The organism is Hymenobacter coalescens, from assembly GCF_054783195.1.
In genome coordinates, this window is sequence record NZ_BAAGRA010000016.1 from 368,307 (window position 1) to 382,908 (window position 14,602).

Genomic DNA, 14,602 nt, shown 5'->3' on the forward strand with positions numbered 1-14,602 from the left:
AAGGAGCCGCAAAGGTACGCGGTTAAGTTGGGATTGAAAAGCGCGGAGCAACTATATGTGCAGGTCAAGGATAGCGGAACTACAAATCTTCTGTCATCCTGAGCAAGCAACGCGAAGGATGACAGAAGATTTATCAGAACTCCTCTATATAAAGAGCGAGCTGATCGATTCGTGCGACACCACGTTGTGGATGGCGCGGGCGAAAAGGTCGGCCACCGAAATGACCTTGATTTTGGGGTTTTCCTGGCGCAGCGGAATCGTGTCGGTCGTAATCAGCTCCACCAGCGAGGAGTTGCGGATGCGCTCGTGAGCTGGGCCGCTGAGCACGGGGTGGGTGATGACGGCCCGCACCGAGGCCGCGCCGCGCTCCAGCAGCAAATCGGCGGCCTTGCAGATAGTGCCGGCCGTGTCGACGATGTCGTCCACGAGCACCACGTTCATGCCCGTCACGTCGCCGATGACTTGCATGGACGCAATTTCGTTGGCCCGCAGGCGCATCTTGTCGCAGACCACGATTTCGGCGCCGAACTTCTTGGCAAACGCCCGGGTGCGCACCACGCCGCCCACGTCGGGCGAGGCGAAGATGAGGTTTTCCAGGTTCAACGAGCGGATGTAAGGCGCCGTGATGGTGGAGCCGTCGAGATGATCCACCGGAATGTCGAAGAAGCCCTGGATCTGGCCGGCGTGCAGGTCGCAGGTCATCAGGCGGTCGGTGCCCACGCTCTGAATGAACTCGGCTACCACCTTGGCGCCGATGCTCACGCGCGGCTTGTCCTTGCGGTCTTGCCGGGCGTAGCCCATGTAGGGCATCACGATGTTGACTTTGTGGGCGGAGGCGCGCTTGGCCGCGTCCACCATCAGCATCAGCTCCATCAGGTTGTCGGCGGGCGGAAAGGTGCTCTGGATCAGAAACACCTCGCAGCCGCGCACGCTCTCGTTGAAGCTCGGCCCGATTTCCGAGTCGGAAAAGCGCTGGATGGTGAGGTCGCCGAGCTGGGTGCCGTAGGCGGCGGCGATTTTTTCGGCCACTTCGCGCGAAGTGGTGCCGGAGAAGATTTTGACCTGCGAAGCCATGAGGGAAAGGGGACTAGGGGGTAAGCAAACCAAGACACCGGAACCGCGAAGCGGCCGCGCGCACTGCCTTGGATCGGCGGCCCGGCGGGGCCGCTGCCGCAGCTACCGCGTGGACCGTACCGCCAGCACCGGAAAACGCAAAAGGCGCCGACTCCGCTCCGAAGAGGGGGCCAGCGCCTTTTTTGTTGTCCGACCAGGGCTCGAACCTGGACTTTCTTGAATCAAAATCAAGCGTGTTGCCAGTTACACCATCGGACAATTTCCCTTGCGGTAACCAGTGGTTGTGCCGTTTGGGTTTGCAAATGTACCGCTGTTTTGGCGGCCTCCAAATTTTCCCCGAAAAAAATTTTTGAGGAAAGCCCCTCAAGGGGCTTAGAAACGGCCTTTTTGCGGTGATTTTCAGCCAGAAAAGTTTCTGCACTTTTTCACGGCCGAGCCGGTTTGCCCATGCGGCGAATGGTCCGTACTTTTGCGGCCTGAAACTGCTCTCATTCTCCCTATAAAGAACTGCAATGGCGAATACCGGCAAAATCACCCAGGTTATCGGCCCCGTCGTGGACGTGAGCTTCGCGGGTGAAGGCTCCAAGCTTCCCAACATTCTCGACGCCCTCGAAGTCATCAAAGACAACGGCCAGCGCGTAGTCCTGGAGTGCCAGCAACACCTGGGCGAGGACCGCGTGCGCACCATTGCCATGGACTCGACCGACGGTCTGACCCGCGGCGCCGAGGTACGTGACCTGGGCACCCCGATCCAGATGCCGACCGGCGACGCCGTGCTCGGCCGCCTGTTCAACGTGGTGGGCGAGGCCATCGACGGCCTGCCCCAGCCCTCGGCTACCGGCTCGCTGCCGATTCACCGCTCGGCCCCGCGCTTCGAGGACCTCTCCACGAGCACTGAAATCCTCTTCACCGGCATCAAGGTTATCGACCTGATCGAGCCGTACGCCAAGGGTGGTAAGATCGGTCTGTTCGGCGGTGCCGGCGTAGGCAAAACCGTACTGATTCAGGAGCTGATCAACAACATCGCCAAGGCCTACTCGGGTCTGTCGGTATTTGCCGGTGTGGGCGAGCGTACCCGCGAAGGCAATGACTTGCTGCGTGAAATGATCGAAGCCGGCATCGTACAGTACGGCGACGAGTTCATGCACGGCATGGAGAAAGGTGAGTGGAACCTCGACGCGGTAGACGTGGCGGGCATGACCAACTCGAAGGCCACCTTCGTGTTCGGCCAGATGAACGAGCCTCCCGGAGCCCGTGCCCGCGTGGCCCTGTCGGGTCTGACGGTAGCCGAAAACTTCCGCGACGGCGACGGCACCGGTACCGGCCGCGACATCCTGTTCTTCGTCGACAACATCTTCCGCTTTACCCAGGCTGGTTCGGAAGTATCGGCTCTGTTGGGCCGTATGCCCTCGGCCGTAGGTTACCAGCCCACGCTGGCTACCGAAATGGGTACCATGCAGGAGCGCATCACCTCCACCAAGCGCGGCTCCATCACCTCGGTGCAGGCCGTGTACGTACCGGCAGATGACTTGACTGACCCGGCGCCGGCTACGACCTTCGCCCACTTGGACGCCACCACGGTACTGTCGCGTAAAATCGCCGAGCTGGGCATCTACCCGGCCGTGGACCCGCTCGACTCGACCTCGCGTATCCTCGACCCGGCCATCATCGGCGACGAGCACTACAACACGGCTCAGCGCGTGAAGGAGATTCTGCAGCGCTACAAGGAACTGCAGGACATCATCGCCATCCTGGGCATGGACGAACTCTCGGAAGAAGACAAGCTGGTGGTATCGCGCGCCCGTCGCGTGCAGCGCTTCCTCTCGCAACCCTTCCACGTGGCCGAGCAGTTCACCGGCCTGAAAGGCGTGCTGGTGGACATCAAGGACACCATCAAAGGCTTCAACGGCATCATCGACGGTCTGTACGACCACCTGCCGGAAGCGGCGTTCAACCTCGTGGGCACCATCGAGGACGCCGTAGCCAAGGGTGAGCGTCTGCTGGCTGAAGCCCGATAGTTTAATTGCTGATTGTGGAGTGTTGATTGTTTCAAAGTCTCTGAACATCCAACAATCAACACTTCACAATTAAACAATCAACGATATGCGTTTAGAAATCATCACGCCGGACCGGAAGGTGTTCGAGGGGGAAGTCTCTTCGGCCGTATTTCCGGGCGCTGCCGGCCAGTTTGAAGTGCTCAACAACCACGCGCCCATGATTGCCGCCCTCCAGGCCGGTGAGCTGCGCGTGACCAGCGCGGCCGGCCGCGAGTCGTTCCAGGTGAGCGGCGGCGTGGTGGAAGTGCTGCGCAACAACGTTACGGTACTGGCGGAGTCGGTGCTGGTGTAAGCCCGCCTACGCCGCGTACGCAAGCCGTTCCTGCCGCCCCGGCAGGAACGGCTTTTTTTATGCCCTGGCGCGGTCGGCAAGGCGCCGTTGTCGTATCGTTGCGGCGTCGTACGTTTTCCATTGCTTTCCGCATGCCGCAGCTCCCGGACCCCTTCAGCGCCATCGAAAACATTTACACCCCCCGGCAGCGCCACGTCCTGCTGATTGCCTCGCTGCTGGGCCTGGGCGGGCTGATGGTGATGGGGCTGGCGCAGTACCTGACGGCTTTTCTGGCGGCGGGCATTCTGTTCGTGGTGTTTCGGCCGCTGTGGGTGGCGCTGGTGCACCGCCGCCGCTGGAACCGGCGCCTGGTCACCATTCTGGTGCTGCTGGTCACGGTGGTGGTGCTGGTGATTCCTTTTTACGCGCTGAGCACCCTGCTGATCGACCGGCTGGTGGCCTTTGCCCGGCACCCGGAGCGCATCTTGGACGCGGTGCACAAGCTGGAGCAGGCTACCGGCTTTCAGGTAACCTCCCAGCAGAACGTGCGGCAGCTGCTGCAGCAGGTGGCGGGCCGCGTGAGCAGCTGGCTGCCGACGCTGGCGAGCAGCGCGCTGAACTTCCTGGTGGTGGTGGGCCTGATGCTCTTCACGATGTACTACCTGTTTATGCAGGAAACCTACTTCCTGCTCGGGCTGCGCCGCTACCTGCCCTTCCGCAGCGAAACCATGACGGAGCTGGGCGAGTCGCTCAAAAACAACGTGAATGCCAACGTGCTGGGCCAGGCCTTGGTGGCGCTGGTGCAGGGCGTACTGACGGGCCTCACGCTGCTGCTGTTCCAGGTGCCCGACCCGCTGTTCTGGGGCGTGGTGGCTTTTTTCATGGCCTTTCTGCCCGTGCTGGGCACGCCCCTGGTGTGGGGACCGGCGGCGCTGTACCAGTTTTCGCAGGGCGAAACAGGGCGGGCCATCGGCATTCTGCTGGTGGGGGTGGTGGTCATCATCAACGTGGACAACCTGCTGCGCATCGTGCTGGCCAAGCGCATGGGCGACATTCACCCGCTGGTAACGCTGGTGGGCTTGGTGCTGGGCGTGGAGATTTTCGGCATCATTGGGCTGGTGGTGGGGCCGCTGCTGGTGTCGTACTTCCTGGTGCTGATGGAGGTGTTTCGCCGCGAAAACCGGGCCGCCCGCATTACCGGCGAGCAGTAGCCCCGGCCGCGGCCGTTCGCCTAAAAACCATCGGGCAGGCGTAGCTTGCACTTCCAACGCATCAGCCTTCACCTGCGCGCCCTTCGCCGGCCGCCTTGCCTTGCTCCGCATGGATATCCACCCGAAAATCACGCCCATCTACCAGACGTCGGTCTTCAAGTTTCAGGACCTGGACGAGCTGGAACAATACTTCCAGGACCCGACCAGCCGCTACCTCTACTCGCGCAACGGCAACCCCAATTCCGACGAACTGGCCGCGGCGGTAGCGCAGCTGGAGGGCGGCGCGGGAGCCGTGGCCACGTCCTCGGGCATGGCGGCCATCTTCGCGGCGCTGCTGGCCTACTGCCAGGCCGGCGACCATGTGCTGTGCGCCGCCGACATCTACGGCGGCTCAGCCGCGCTGCTCAACACCGAGCTAAGCCGCATGGGCATCACGGTGACGTACGTGCCCTTCGAGCAGCTCTACGCGCTGGAGTCGTTTGTGCAGCCGACCACCCGCCTGCTGCTGGCCGAAACCATCAGCAACCCGCTGCTGCGCGTGGCCGACCTGCGCCGCTTGGCTGCGCACTGCCACGCGCTGGGACTGAAGCTGGTTGTCGACAATACCTTCGCCACGCCCCTGCTGACCCGGCCGCTGGCCCTGGGGGCCGACATCACTCTGCACAGCGTGACCAAGTATATTGCCGGCCACAGCGACGTGACGGCCGGCGTGACCGTGGCGGCCGATCCGGAAGTAGCGGCCCGGCTCAAGCAGATCGGCGTGTTTTATGGCCTTACCCTGAGCCCGATGGAAAGCTGGCTGGCTGTGCGCGGCCTCAAGACGCTGCGCCTGCGCATCCGGGAGCACAGCCACAACGCCCTGGCCATAGCTACCATGCTCAGCCAGCACCCGGCCGTGCGGTCGGTGTACTACCCAGGCCTGCCTACGCACGCGCAGCATGCGCTGGCCGCCGAGCAGGGCGGAGGATTGTTTAGCGGCATGCTTTCCTTCAAGCTGGCCGACGACCAGGAAGCTGTGAGCCACTTCATGCGGCGCACCCAGCGCTTCCCCTTCGCCCCGTCCCTGGCCGGGGTCGATTCGTCCTTGTCGTATCCGCTGGGCACCTCGCACCGCGCGCTAACGCCCGAGCAGCAGCAGGCGCTGGGCATCACCATCGGATTGGTGCGGTTGTCGGTGGGAATTGAGCCCGTGGACGAATTGCTGGCGGATCTGCAGCAGGCCCTGAGCTAATTCGAAAAAAAGGAGTCGGGTTATACCACTGCGACCAACTTTGTACTACTCAACGCGGGTTTTGTGCCGACGAATGAACTTAATAAACCCATTATACTAGGTTTTGAGCTAAGTTGCCTACCACGGCTACCGAATTTCAACTGCCAATCAACCCATTGCAATCCTCAGCGCCTTGGTAATAATATCCAAGCTACCAAGTTCGCCTAGCCGTCATTATGGTATACCTGCTGATAGGGGCAGTATTATTGGGGTACTTCGCCGCTAGGCTGCTGGGGCGGCGCTATCCGGCGGCGGTAATTGGTATAAAATCAACGGCCGGTAGACTGCGAGCGGTGCTGGCGTGGCTGTGGCTGCTGTGTCTGGCGGGCACGTTGCTCGTGGCGTTGCCTTCGCTCGAAACTACCAACCAGACGGTAGTGAGCGGCTTGCACGTCGGGCTGTGGCTGCTGGTGTTTCCCGCGACCCGGCATTTCGGGTGGGGCCGCGGGCTGCCGGTGCTGCTGTGGGGCGGGCTGGGCGTGGGCGTTGGGCTGAGCGTATCGCTGCTGCTGCTCGGGCCGCTGGGCACGCCGGGCTGGATGTTTGCCCATTATGCCCACCAGTTTTTCCTCGGCACTGACACCAGCCCCGGTACCTGGAAAACGAAGTACGTGTACTTCCGGCGCGGGCAATCCTTGCTGGTTTCGCAGCGCCGCACGGTGTGGACGCTCACCGAGGCAAGCCAGGAGTCGCGCCACGTACGGCTGACGCCGGTGACGCCGCTGCTGCGGTGGGTGACGCCGGTGGAGCTGGAAATCCGGGGCCACGCCGCGGCCGTGCCGCCGGGTTACGAGCAGTGGACGCCGGTGCAGAAGCCGGCGCGGGAGTTTAGCCTCGACGACGACGAGCAGCAACTGCTGGATGCGCTGAAAGCCGCTGAGCGCCGCTGCCAGACCGAGCGGGTCCGCCTCGACAGGCTGCTCCGCCGCGGCGAGCTACGTCTGGCGCTGCCGCCTGCCACCCGAATCGGGGCCGGCACCGCCGGCTGCCAATTCGGCGGCGAGGTGTGGCGCGACTTTCTACCGGTTTTCGAAGCCGGACTTTGCCGGCAGCGCGGCGCCATGGCCAGCCTCGACGTAGACCTGGACCGCCGCCCAGGCCGCCGCTTTACCTTGCAGGTGTCGGCGTATATGCGCGTGGGCGAAAAGCTGCGCAACATTTACCTGAACCTGCCCGGTCTGCGCGGTCCGGGTATGTACGTGCTCGGGCCCGACACTACCAGCTCGCACACGGCTTTCGGACCCTATATGAGCCTGTGGCAGCACAAGACGCGCCCGGCAGCCGATGATACGGGCTACGTGAGCACCGAGCTGCAGCGCGTGCGCGTCACGATTACCCGCTTCGATACGGTGGCTCGGGTGGTGTCGGGCACCTTCGAGGGGCACCTATACAACCGGCGCCACGGCCGGAGCGAGGCGCTGCCGCTCCGCGCCGGCCGCTTCGACGTGCGGTATCAGCCGGGGCCCTGGCTGCGCCGGCACTAGCCGGGGTCGCTACAGTACTTCCCGCAGCGCCTGCACTACCCGCCGCACGTCGGCGTCGGTCATGGCGGAACCGGACGGCAGGCACAGGCCGCGGTGAAACAGGTCCTCGCAGACGTGGCCGCCGTACATGGCCGCCGCGGCGTAGAGCGGCTGCAGGTGCAGGGGTTTCCACAGCGGCCGGGCCTCAATGTTGTGCGTTTCCAGGTGCAGGCGCAGCTCCTCGGGCGTGCGCTCCGTGTGCTCGGGCTGCAGCAGAATGGTGGTCAGCCAACGGTTGGCGCGTACGTCGGCGAGTTCGGGCGGGCCCACCTGCACGGCCGGCAGGGAAGCCAGCAGCTCGTGGTAGAGCGCGTAAATCTCGCGGCGGCGCTTCACGCGGTCCTCGATCAGCTCCATCTGCCCGCGGCCGATGCCGGCCAGCAGGTTGCTCAGGCGGTAGTTGTAGCCCAGCTCGGAATGTTGGTAGTGCGGGGCCGCGTCGCGGGCCTGGGTGGCCAGAAAGCGGGCCTGGCGGGCCCAGTCGGCATTGGGGGTGAGCAGGGCACCGCCGCCGCTGGTGGTAATGATCTTGTTGCCGTTGAACGACAGCACGCTCAGCTCGCCAAACGAGCCCAGCGGCTGCTGCCGGTAGCGGGAGCCGAGGGCTTCGGCCGCGTCTTCGAGCACGGGTACCTCGTATTCGGTGGCCACGGCCAGGATTTCCGTCAGGCGTGCGGGCATGCCGTAGAGGTGCACCACGATCAGCGCTTTCGGGCGCTTGCCGGCCCGGCGGCGGTCTTCCAGTGCCTCGCGCAGCCGCTCGGGGCACAGGTTCCAGGTGGAAGCTTCGCTGTCGATGAAAACGGGTTCGGCGCCAAGGTAGCGCACGGGGTTGGCCGTGGCCACGAAGGTGAAGGAGGGCACCAGCACCTCGTCGCCGGGCCCGACGCCGAGCAGCCGCAGCGCCAGGTGAATGGCGGCCGTGCCCGAGCTGAGCGCCACGCAGTGCGCCGCGCCGGTGTACTGGCACAGGTCGCGCTCGAAGCCGTCGAGGTTGGGGCCCACCGGGGCCACCCAGTTGTCTTCGATGGCCTTGTGGAGGTAGTTCAGCTCGTGGCGGCCAAGGTGGGGCGGCGAGAGGTAAAGCCGGTCGTGGTCGTCGCTACGCATCGGGGAGGGCGGAAGGCCGGCGGCCGCAGGGCGGCAGCGGGCAGTGAAGCAAGGGGCAGAACAGGGGGCGCGTCCCCGGAAGATGTACGGGCGGCGCAAGTTCGGTGGTTTGGGGTGCTAGCCGCGCTGCTTGATAACCTGGGCCGGCACGCCCACGGCGGTGCAGTCGGCGGGCAGGTCGCGCACGGCCACGGCCCCGGCCCCCACGATGCTGCGGGCTCCCACGCGCACCTGGTTGATGACGGTGGCGTTGGTGCCCAGGTACACCTCGCGTTCGAGGTAGGCCTCGCCGCCCACGTTGGCGTGCGGCATGAGCGAGCAGAAATCCTCCAGCACCGCGTCGTGGCCCACGGTGCAGCCCAGGTTGACGAGTACGTGGCGGCCCAGGCGGATGTCGCAGGTGAAGATGCACGCCTGGCACACGATGCAGCCCGCGCCCAACTGCACGAACTGGTAGGGACGCAGCGTCACGGACGGGTGTACCAACGTGGCAAAGTGCAGGCGCGCGGACGTCAGGCGCTCCACCACGGCGGCGCGCTGCTGGCTGTTGCCGACGGCGACGGCCACGTACACCGATTCGGGCACGGCGTTCAGGTCGGCGATGGTGCCCAGCCAGGTCAGCTCGTGCACGCGGTCGTGGGCGGGGCGCTGGTCGTCGTAGAAGCCGAGCACGTTCCAGCGCAGTTCCACCTCGTTGATCTGGCGCACCAGCATCAGCACCTCGCGGCCCAGGCCGCCCGCGCCAACGATAACCAGGGGGCGTACGCCGGTGAAATCGGGGTCTTCGTAATCGGAAAAGAAGAGTTGGGTCATGCAGCTTACTCAGGGAAAGAAGAGGCCGAGCCCCGAAAGGCTTCGGTGGTGGCCTGCCCGGCGGCCGTGATGCCGTGGGCGCGCAGCACGCGGGCGGCCGTCAGGGCTAGAATACGTAAATCGAGCGCGAAGGACACGTGCTCGACGTACCAGACGTCGTAGCGGAACTTCTGCTCCCAGCTGATGGCGTTGCGGCCGTTAACCTGCGCCCAGCCCGTGATGCCGGGCCGCACCGCGTGGCGCCGGGCCTGCTCGGGCGAATACAGCGGCAGGTATTCCACCAGCAGCGGCCGCGGCCCGACGAGGCTCAGGTCGCCGCGCAGCACGTTCCAGAGCTGGGGCAGCTCGTCGAGGGAACTGGCGCGTAGCCAACGGCCCAGGCGCGTGAGGCGCTGCGCGTCGGGCAGCAGCCGGCCCGTGGCGTCGCGGGCTTCGGTCATGGTCTGCAGCTTGTAGAGCGTGAAGATGCGCCCGTGCCGGCCCGGGCGCGGGTGCCGAAACAGCACCCTGGCCCGGCCCGGCTGCAGCGCGAGCAGCAGCGCCGCCAGCGCCAGTACGGGCAGCGCCAGCAGCAGCAGCGGGGCGGACAGCGACACGTCGAAGGCGCGCTTGCCCCAGGCCAGGTACCAGGAGGTGGCGGAGGGCATGAGAGAGGGGTGAGGCCGCAAGTTAAGGCGTCGTCAGGCGGAACCGGTTGTTTGCCGTAGCGTGGCTGTAGCGCGGCCTTCCGTCCGCGTCCCCAGCTAGTAGTCTTGCTCGTTGCGACGACCGTTGTCCGGATCCGCAGAGTTACTCTATCTGCGGACGCGGACGGAAGGCCGCGCTACGACTGTGCTACGGCGCGCCAACCGCGCTACTTTTGCGGCATGCTCGTCTTCCCCAACGCCAAGCTCAACCTCGGCCTGCACATCACGGAGCGCCGCCCCGACGGATTTCACACCCTCGAAACGGTGATGGTGCCGCTGCCTTGGTCCGATGCTCTGGAAGTGCTGGCCGCGCCGGCCGGCGCGGCCACTGCTCTCACGCTCACGGGGCGCCCCATCCCCGGCGACCCGGCCACCAACCTTTGCCGCCGGGCCTACGAGCTGCTGCAGGCCGACTTTCCGCGGGTGCCGCCCGTGCAGCTGCACCTGCACAAGGTGGTGCCCATCGGCGCCGGGCTCGGCGGGGGCTCGGCCGATGCGGCCTTTGCCCTGCGCGCCCTGGACACGGTGCTCGGCCTTGCGCTTACCGAGCAGCAGCTGGAGGCTTACGCCCGCCGCCTCGGCTCCGACTGCGCCTTTTTTATCCGCAACGAGCCCGCCCTGGCCACCGGCCGCGGCGACGAGCTGACGCCGCTGCCCCTGCCGCAACTGCGCGGCGCGGCCTGCAAGGTGGTTTACCCCAATCTGCACATCAGCACGGCCGAAGCCTACGCCGGCGTAACGCCCCAGGCGCCGCAGCACACCCTGCGCGAGGCCCTGGCAGGGCCGGTGGAGACGTGGAGCGAAACGGTGGTCAACGATTTTGAGGCTTCGCTGGCGCCGAAGTACCCGCTGCTCGGGCAGCTGAAGCAGCAGCTGTACGCGGCCGGGGCGGCGTACGCCAGCCTGTCGGGCTCGGGCTCGGCGGTGTTCGGGCTGTGGCCGGGGCAGGAGCTGCCGCCCGCAATGCCGCTGCCGGCGGAGTACTTGGTCTGGGACGGGAGTCTGTAGCGGCCGGCTTACCGCTCCACCAGCTCTACTGCTTCGGCACCGGTGGGCTGGCGGCGGCGCAGCTGCCACTGGTTGAGCAGCGGGTGGATGAGCACGCTGGCCAGGATGAGCACGGTGCCGAGGTAGAAGCCCGTGGAAAGGCGTTCCTGGCTGAAGCCCGGCACGCCAAACCAGTACAGCAGCACGGCCATGATGATGCCGTAGACGGGCTCCAGGTTGATGCTCAGGTTCACGGCGAAGGCCGACAGCCGCTTCATTAGCTCCACCGAGCTGGAAAACGCATAAACCGTGCACACGCCCGCCAGCAGCAGCAACCACACCCAGTCCATGAGCGTGGGATTGAGCTGGGGCAGCTCGCCGCCGAAGGCCGGCCGGGCCACCAGAAACACCACGATGCTCAGGCAGGCGCCGGCCATTTCGTAGAACGTGAGGCGCAGGGGCGGCTGCTGCTGAATGAGCTTGGCGTTGAGCACGCTGAACAGCGCCCCGATGCCGGCCGACAGAATGGCCACCATCAGGCCCAGCAACTGCCCGCGCTCCTGCGCTTCCTGCGCGGCTGTGGCCCCTGCCGGGGCGCCGTGCACGGCCTGCGCCACCACGTACAGGCCCAGCAGCGTGAGCAGGCCCAGCCCCACCTCGTAGGGGCGCACCCGGCGCCGCAGCAATAAGGGCTCCAGCAGCGAGGTCCATAGGGCCAGGGTGGCCATGCCGGCCAGGCACACGCTCACCGACGACAGCCGGGCGGCCAGAAAAAAGGTAATCCAGTGGGCGGCCACCAATACGCCCACGCCCACCAGCTGCAGCGCCTGCCGCGTGGGCAGCCGCAGCGGCTGCTGCCGAAACTGCATCAGCGCGGCCAGCCCCACGCAGGCAATGAGCGTGCGGTAAAACACCAGCTCCACCGAGGGCAGCGAAATCAGCTTGCCCAGAATGGCCGTGAAGCCCCACAAAAACACGATGAAGTGGAGGCGGAGGTAGTCTTTGAGCATGGATTGAATGGCTAAATGGCGGCAGGGTTAAATGGCTGGCCGTCCAACGATTCGCCAGAACGGCTAGCCATTTAGCCATGCCGCCATTTGACAATTTATCGGGGAATAAACCGGTACAACACCAGCCCGATGGTGCTGAACACCAGGTTGGGCACCCAGGCGGAAAGGATGGGGCTGATGCCGCCCACCAGGGCCAGGTTGCGGCTCAGGATGACGAAGCCGATGTAGATAAACGCCAGCACGAAGCCCAGCGCAATCTGCCCGCCCACGCCGTTGCGTGACTTCCGCGCGCTCATAATCACCCCAATGACGGTGAGAATCACGATGGCGAAGGGGTAGGCCAGCCGCTCGTACTTCTCCACCAGGTAGATTTCCGTGTCGTCGGCGCCGCGGTCGATTTTCTCCTGGATAAAGCGGTTCAGCTCGGGCGTGGTGAGCGTTTCCTGCAGCTTGAAGGTGCTGGCGAAGTCCTTCGGGTAGAGGTTCAGGGTGGTGTCGCGGGCCGGGTAGGTCTTCAGCGTTTCCTTGCCGTCGCGGATGGTGCGCACGGTCTGGGGCGTGAGGCGCCACACCTTTTTGGTGGTGTCCCAGCTGATGGCCTCGGCCTGCAGGCGCCGCTTGAGCAGGGTGCCGTCGATGGTTTCGATGGCGAAGCGGTAGCCCACGTTCGAGGAGTTGTCGTAGCTCTCCAGGTAGGCGTAGTCCTTCGGCCCGATCTTGATGTGCACGTTGCGGCCCTGGAAGCGGTAAGGGTTCTTCACGTACTTCCGCTCGAAGGCCACGCGCGGTTTGTTGGCCAACGGAATCACCCAGCCGATCAGCCCGAAGATGGCCCCGCCGATCAGCGTGCCGCCCATCACGTAGGGCAGCAGAAAGCGCCGAAAGCTTACCCCGCTGGCCAGAATGGCCACAATCTCGGTGCGCGCCGCCAGCCGGGCCGTCACCAGTACCGTGGCGATAAACACGGTGATGGGGGAGAGCAGGTTGGCGTAGTAGGGGAACAGGTTCAGGTAATACTCCGTGATGATCTGCCAGGCCCCCAGGTCGTGCTTGATGAAATCGTCGTTTTTCTCCGTGAAGTCAATCACGCAGATAACCATTACCAGCACCACCACCGTGAAAAAGAAGGTGGTGAGCAGCTTGCCAAGGACGTATTTATCGAGTAGCCGAAGCATTGTCAATTAACAATTAACAATGAGCAATTATCAATGAGCAGACAGAACGACATTGTTCATTGCTCATTGTTCATTGTTCATTGAATCAAAGCCGTATCATCAACTGCTTCACCATGCGTTCCTTCCATTCGCGGAAGGTACCGGCCAGGATTTGCTCGCGGGCGTTGCGCACCAGCCAAAGGTAGAACGTGAGGTTGTGCACCGAGGCGACCATGCCGCCCAGGTATTCGCCGGCGTGGAAGAGGTGGCGCAGGTACGACTTGGAGTAGAACGTGCTGGCGTAGCCGCCGAGTTCGGCGTCAATGGGCGAAAAGTCCTGCTCCCACTTCTTGTTCTTGATGTTGATGATGCCCTGCGTGGTGAAGAGCATGCCGTTGCGGGCGTTGCGGGTGGGCAGCACGCAGTCGAACATGTCCACGCCCAGCGCAATGTTTTCCAGGATGTTGGCCGGCGTGCCCACGCCCATCAGGTAGCGCGGCTTATCAGCCGGCAGGATGTCGCAGCAGATTTCCGTCATTTCGTACATCAGCTCGGCCGGCTCGCCCACGCTCAGGCCGCCGATGGCGTTGCCGGCGCGGCCCTGCTCGGCCACAAACTCCGCCGACTTCACCCGCAAATCCTTGAACGTGCTGCCCTGCACGATGGGAAACAGCTGCTGCTCGTAGCCGTAGAGCGGCTCCGTCTCGTCGATGCGCTGAATGCAGCGCTTGAGCCAGCGGTGCGTCATGTCGAGCGAGCGGCGGGCGTAGTCGTACTCGCAGGGCCACGGCGTGCACTCGTCGAAGGCCATGATGATGTCGGCCCCGATGACGCGCTGGATGTCCATCACGCCCTCGGGCGTGAACAGGTGCTGCGAGCCGTCGATGTGGGAGCGGAACTTGACGCCCTCCTCCTTAATCTTGCGCGTGTTCGACAGCGAATACACCTGGTAGCCGCCCGAGTCGGTGAGGATAGGTCGGTCCCAGCCGTTGAACTGGTGCAGGCCGCCGGCTTTCCGCAGCGTGTCGAGGCCCGGGCGCAGGTACAGGTGGTAGGTGTTGCCCAGGATGATCTGGGCCTGCACGTCGTCCTTCACCTCGCGCTGGTGCACGGCTTTGACGGTGCCTACCGTGCCCACGGGCATAAAAATGGGCGTCTCAATGGTGCCGTGGTCGGTGGTGAGCACACCGGCGCGGGCTTTACTCTGCGGGTCGTGGGCGACGAGGTCGAAGGTCATGCGCGTAAGCAGCGGGAAAACAAGCCGCAAAGGTAACCCCACCGGCCGGCATTGCGCGCAATGCGCCGCATTCCTTCCTCGCGCGCTACGGCGGCCGGTGGGCCCGCCCGCCAATCCTTCTGCGCCTTCGCGTGATTCGCATGACCACCCGAGCCCTTCGGCCGGCTACCTTTGCGGGCTGAAATAAGCTGTACCCACC

13 protein-coding genes and 1 tRNA gene are annotated in these 14,602 nt (G+C 64.6%); 6 read left to right on the top strand and 8 right to left on the bottom strand.

What is annotated here, in order from left to right:
• Positions 1-144: 144 nt before the first annotated feature.
• Together ACYVKQ_RS13000 and ACYVKQ_RS13005 are read right to left on the bottom strand one after the other, a co-directional pair.
• Entirely contained in the window at positions 145-1,074 is a 930-nt protein-coding gene (locus ACYVKQ_RS13000; RefSeq protein ID WP_460675773.1) for a ribose-phosphate pyrophosphokinase, read from the bottom strand.
• A gap of 185 nt (positions 1,075-1,259) precedes the next feature.
• Positions 1,260-1,332, bottom strand: a tRNA-Gln gene (locus tag ACYVKQ_RS13005).
• A 254-nt stretch (positions 1,333-1,586) separates the two neighbouring features.
• Here ACYVKQ_RS13005 and atpD point away from each other — a divergent pair.
• The 5 genes from atpD (at position 1,587) to ACYVKQ_RS13030 (ending at position 7,367) form a co-directional block, all read left to right on the top strand.
• Positions 1,587-3,092: a F0F1 ATP synthase subunit beta gene (gene atpD / locus ACYVKQ_RS13010; RefSeq protein ID WP_460675774.1), complete on the top strand. Its 1,506-nt coding sequence runs from the start codon at positions 1,587-1,589 to the stop codon at positions 3,090-3,092.
• Positions 3,093-3,177: 85 nt separating this feature from the next.
• A complete protein-coding gene (gene atpC, locus ACYVKQ_RS13015) occupies positions 3,178-3,423 on the top strand; it encodes an ATP synthase F1 subunit epsilon (RefSeq protein ID WP_460675775.1) in 246 nt (81 codons plus the stop codon).
• A 131-nt stretch (positions 3,424-3,554) separates the two neighbouring features.
• The gene (locus ACYVKQ_RS13020) at positions 3,555-4,613 is read left to right on the top strand and encodes an AI-2E family transporter (RefSeq protein ID WP_460675776.1); all 1,059 of its coding nucleotides are present in this window, start codon (positions 3,555-3,557) and stop codon (positions 4,611-4,613) included.
• 109 nt (positions 4,614-4,722) lie between these two features.
• On the top strand, positions 4,723-5,844 hold the full coding sequence (locus ACYVKQ_RS13025) for a trans-sulfuration enzyme family protein (protein ID WP_460675777.1): 1,122 nt from the start codon (positions 4,723-4,725) through the stop codon (positions 5,842-5,844).
• Between the two features lie 332 nt (positions 5,845-6,176).
• On the top strand, positions 6,177-7,367 hold the full coding sequence (locus ACYVKQ_RS13030; protein WP_460675778.1) for a Riean_0653 family protein: 1,191 nt from the start codon (positions 6,177-6,179) through the stop codon (positions 7,365-7,367).
• A gap of 9 nt (positions 7,368-7,376) precedes the next feature.
• Here ACYVKQ_RS13030 and ACYVKQ_RS13035 read toward each other — a convergent pair whose 3' ends face one another.
• The 3 genes from ACYVKQ_RS13035 to ACYVKQ_RS13045 all read right to left on the bottom strand — a co-directional run bounded on the left by ACYVKQ_RS13035 (position 7,377) and on the right by ACYVKQ_RS13045 (position 9,976).
• Positions 7,377-8,516, bottom strand: a complete 1,140-nt coding sequence (locus tag ACYVKQ_RS13035) for a DegT/DnrJ/EryC1/StrS family aminotransferase (RefSeq protein ID WP_460675779.1) — start codon at positions 8,514-8,516, stop codon at positions 7,377-7,379.
• A 117-nt stretch (positions 8,517-8,633) separates the two neighbouring features.
• Positions 8,634-9,329 (bottom strand): acetyltransferase, encoded by a 696-nt coding sequence (locus ACYVKQ_RS13040; protein WP_460675780.1) that lies wholly within the window; start codon positions 9,327-9,329, stop codon positions 8,634-8,636.
• Positions 9,330-9,334: 5 nt separating this feature from the next.
• Positions 9,335-9,976 (bottom strand): sugar transferase, encoded by a 642-nt coding sequence (locus ACYVKQ_RS13045; protein ID WP_460675781.1) that lies wholly within the window; start codon positions 9,974-9,976, stop codon positions 9,335-9,337.
• A 219-nt stretch (positions 9,977-10,195) separates the two neighbouring features.
• Between ACYVKQ_RS13045 and ispE the strand changes: the two genes are divergently transcribed.
• Positions 10,196-11,023 carry a 4-(cytidine 5'-diphospho)-2-C-methyl-D-erythritol kinase gene (gene ispE / locus ACYVKQ_RS13050; RefSeq protein ID WP_460675782.1) on the top strand — a complete coding sequence of 276 codons (828 nt, stop codon included), beginning with the start codon at positions 10,196-10,198 and terminating at the stop codon, positions 11,021-11,023.
• Positions 11,024-11,031: 8 nt separating this feature from the next.
• On the opposite strand, the gene ACYVKQ_RS13055 is transcribed toward ispE, so the two are convergent.
• The 3 genes from ACYVKQ_RS13055 to tgt all read right to left on the bottom strand — a co-directional run bounded on the left by ACYVKQ_RS13055 (position 11,032) and on the right by tgt (position 14,403).
• Positions 11,032-12,012, bottom strand: a complete 981-nt coding sequence (locus ACYVKQ_RS13055; RefSeq protein WP_460675783.1) for a DMT family transporter — start codon at positions 12,010-12,012, stop codon at positions 11,032-11,034.
• Positions 12,013-12,107: 95 nt separating this feature from the next.
• Positions 12,108-13,187: an LptF/LptG family permease gene (locus ACYVKQ_RS13060; RefSeq protein ID WP_460675784.1), complete on the bottom strand. Its 1,080-nt coding sequence runs from the start codon at positions 13,185-13,187 to the stop codon at positions 12,108-12,110.
• A gap of 85 nt (positions 13,188-13,272) precedes the next feature.
• Positions 13,273-14,403: a tRNA guanosine(34) transglycosylase Tgt gene (gene tgt / locus ACYVKQ_RS13065; protein ID WP_460675785.1), complete on the bottom strand. Its 1,131-nt coding sequence runs from the start codon at positions 14,401-14,403 to the stop codon at positions 13,273-13,275.
• Between the last annotated feature and the right edge of the window lie 199 nt (positions 14,404-14,602).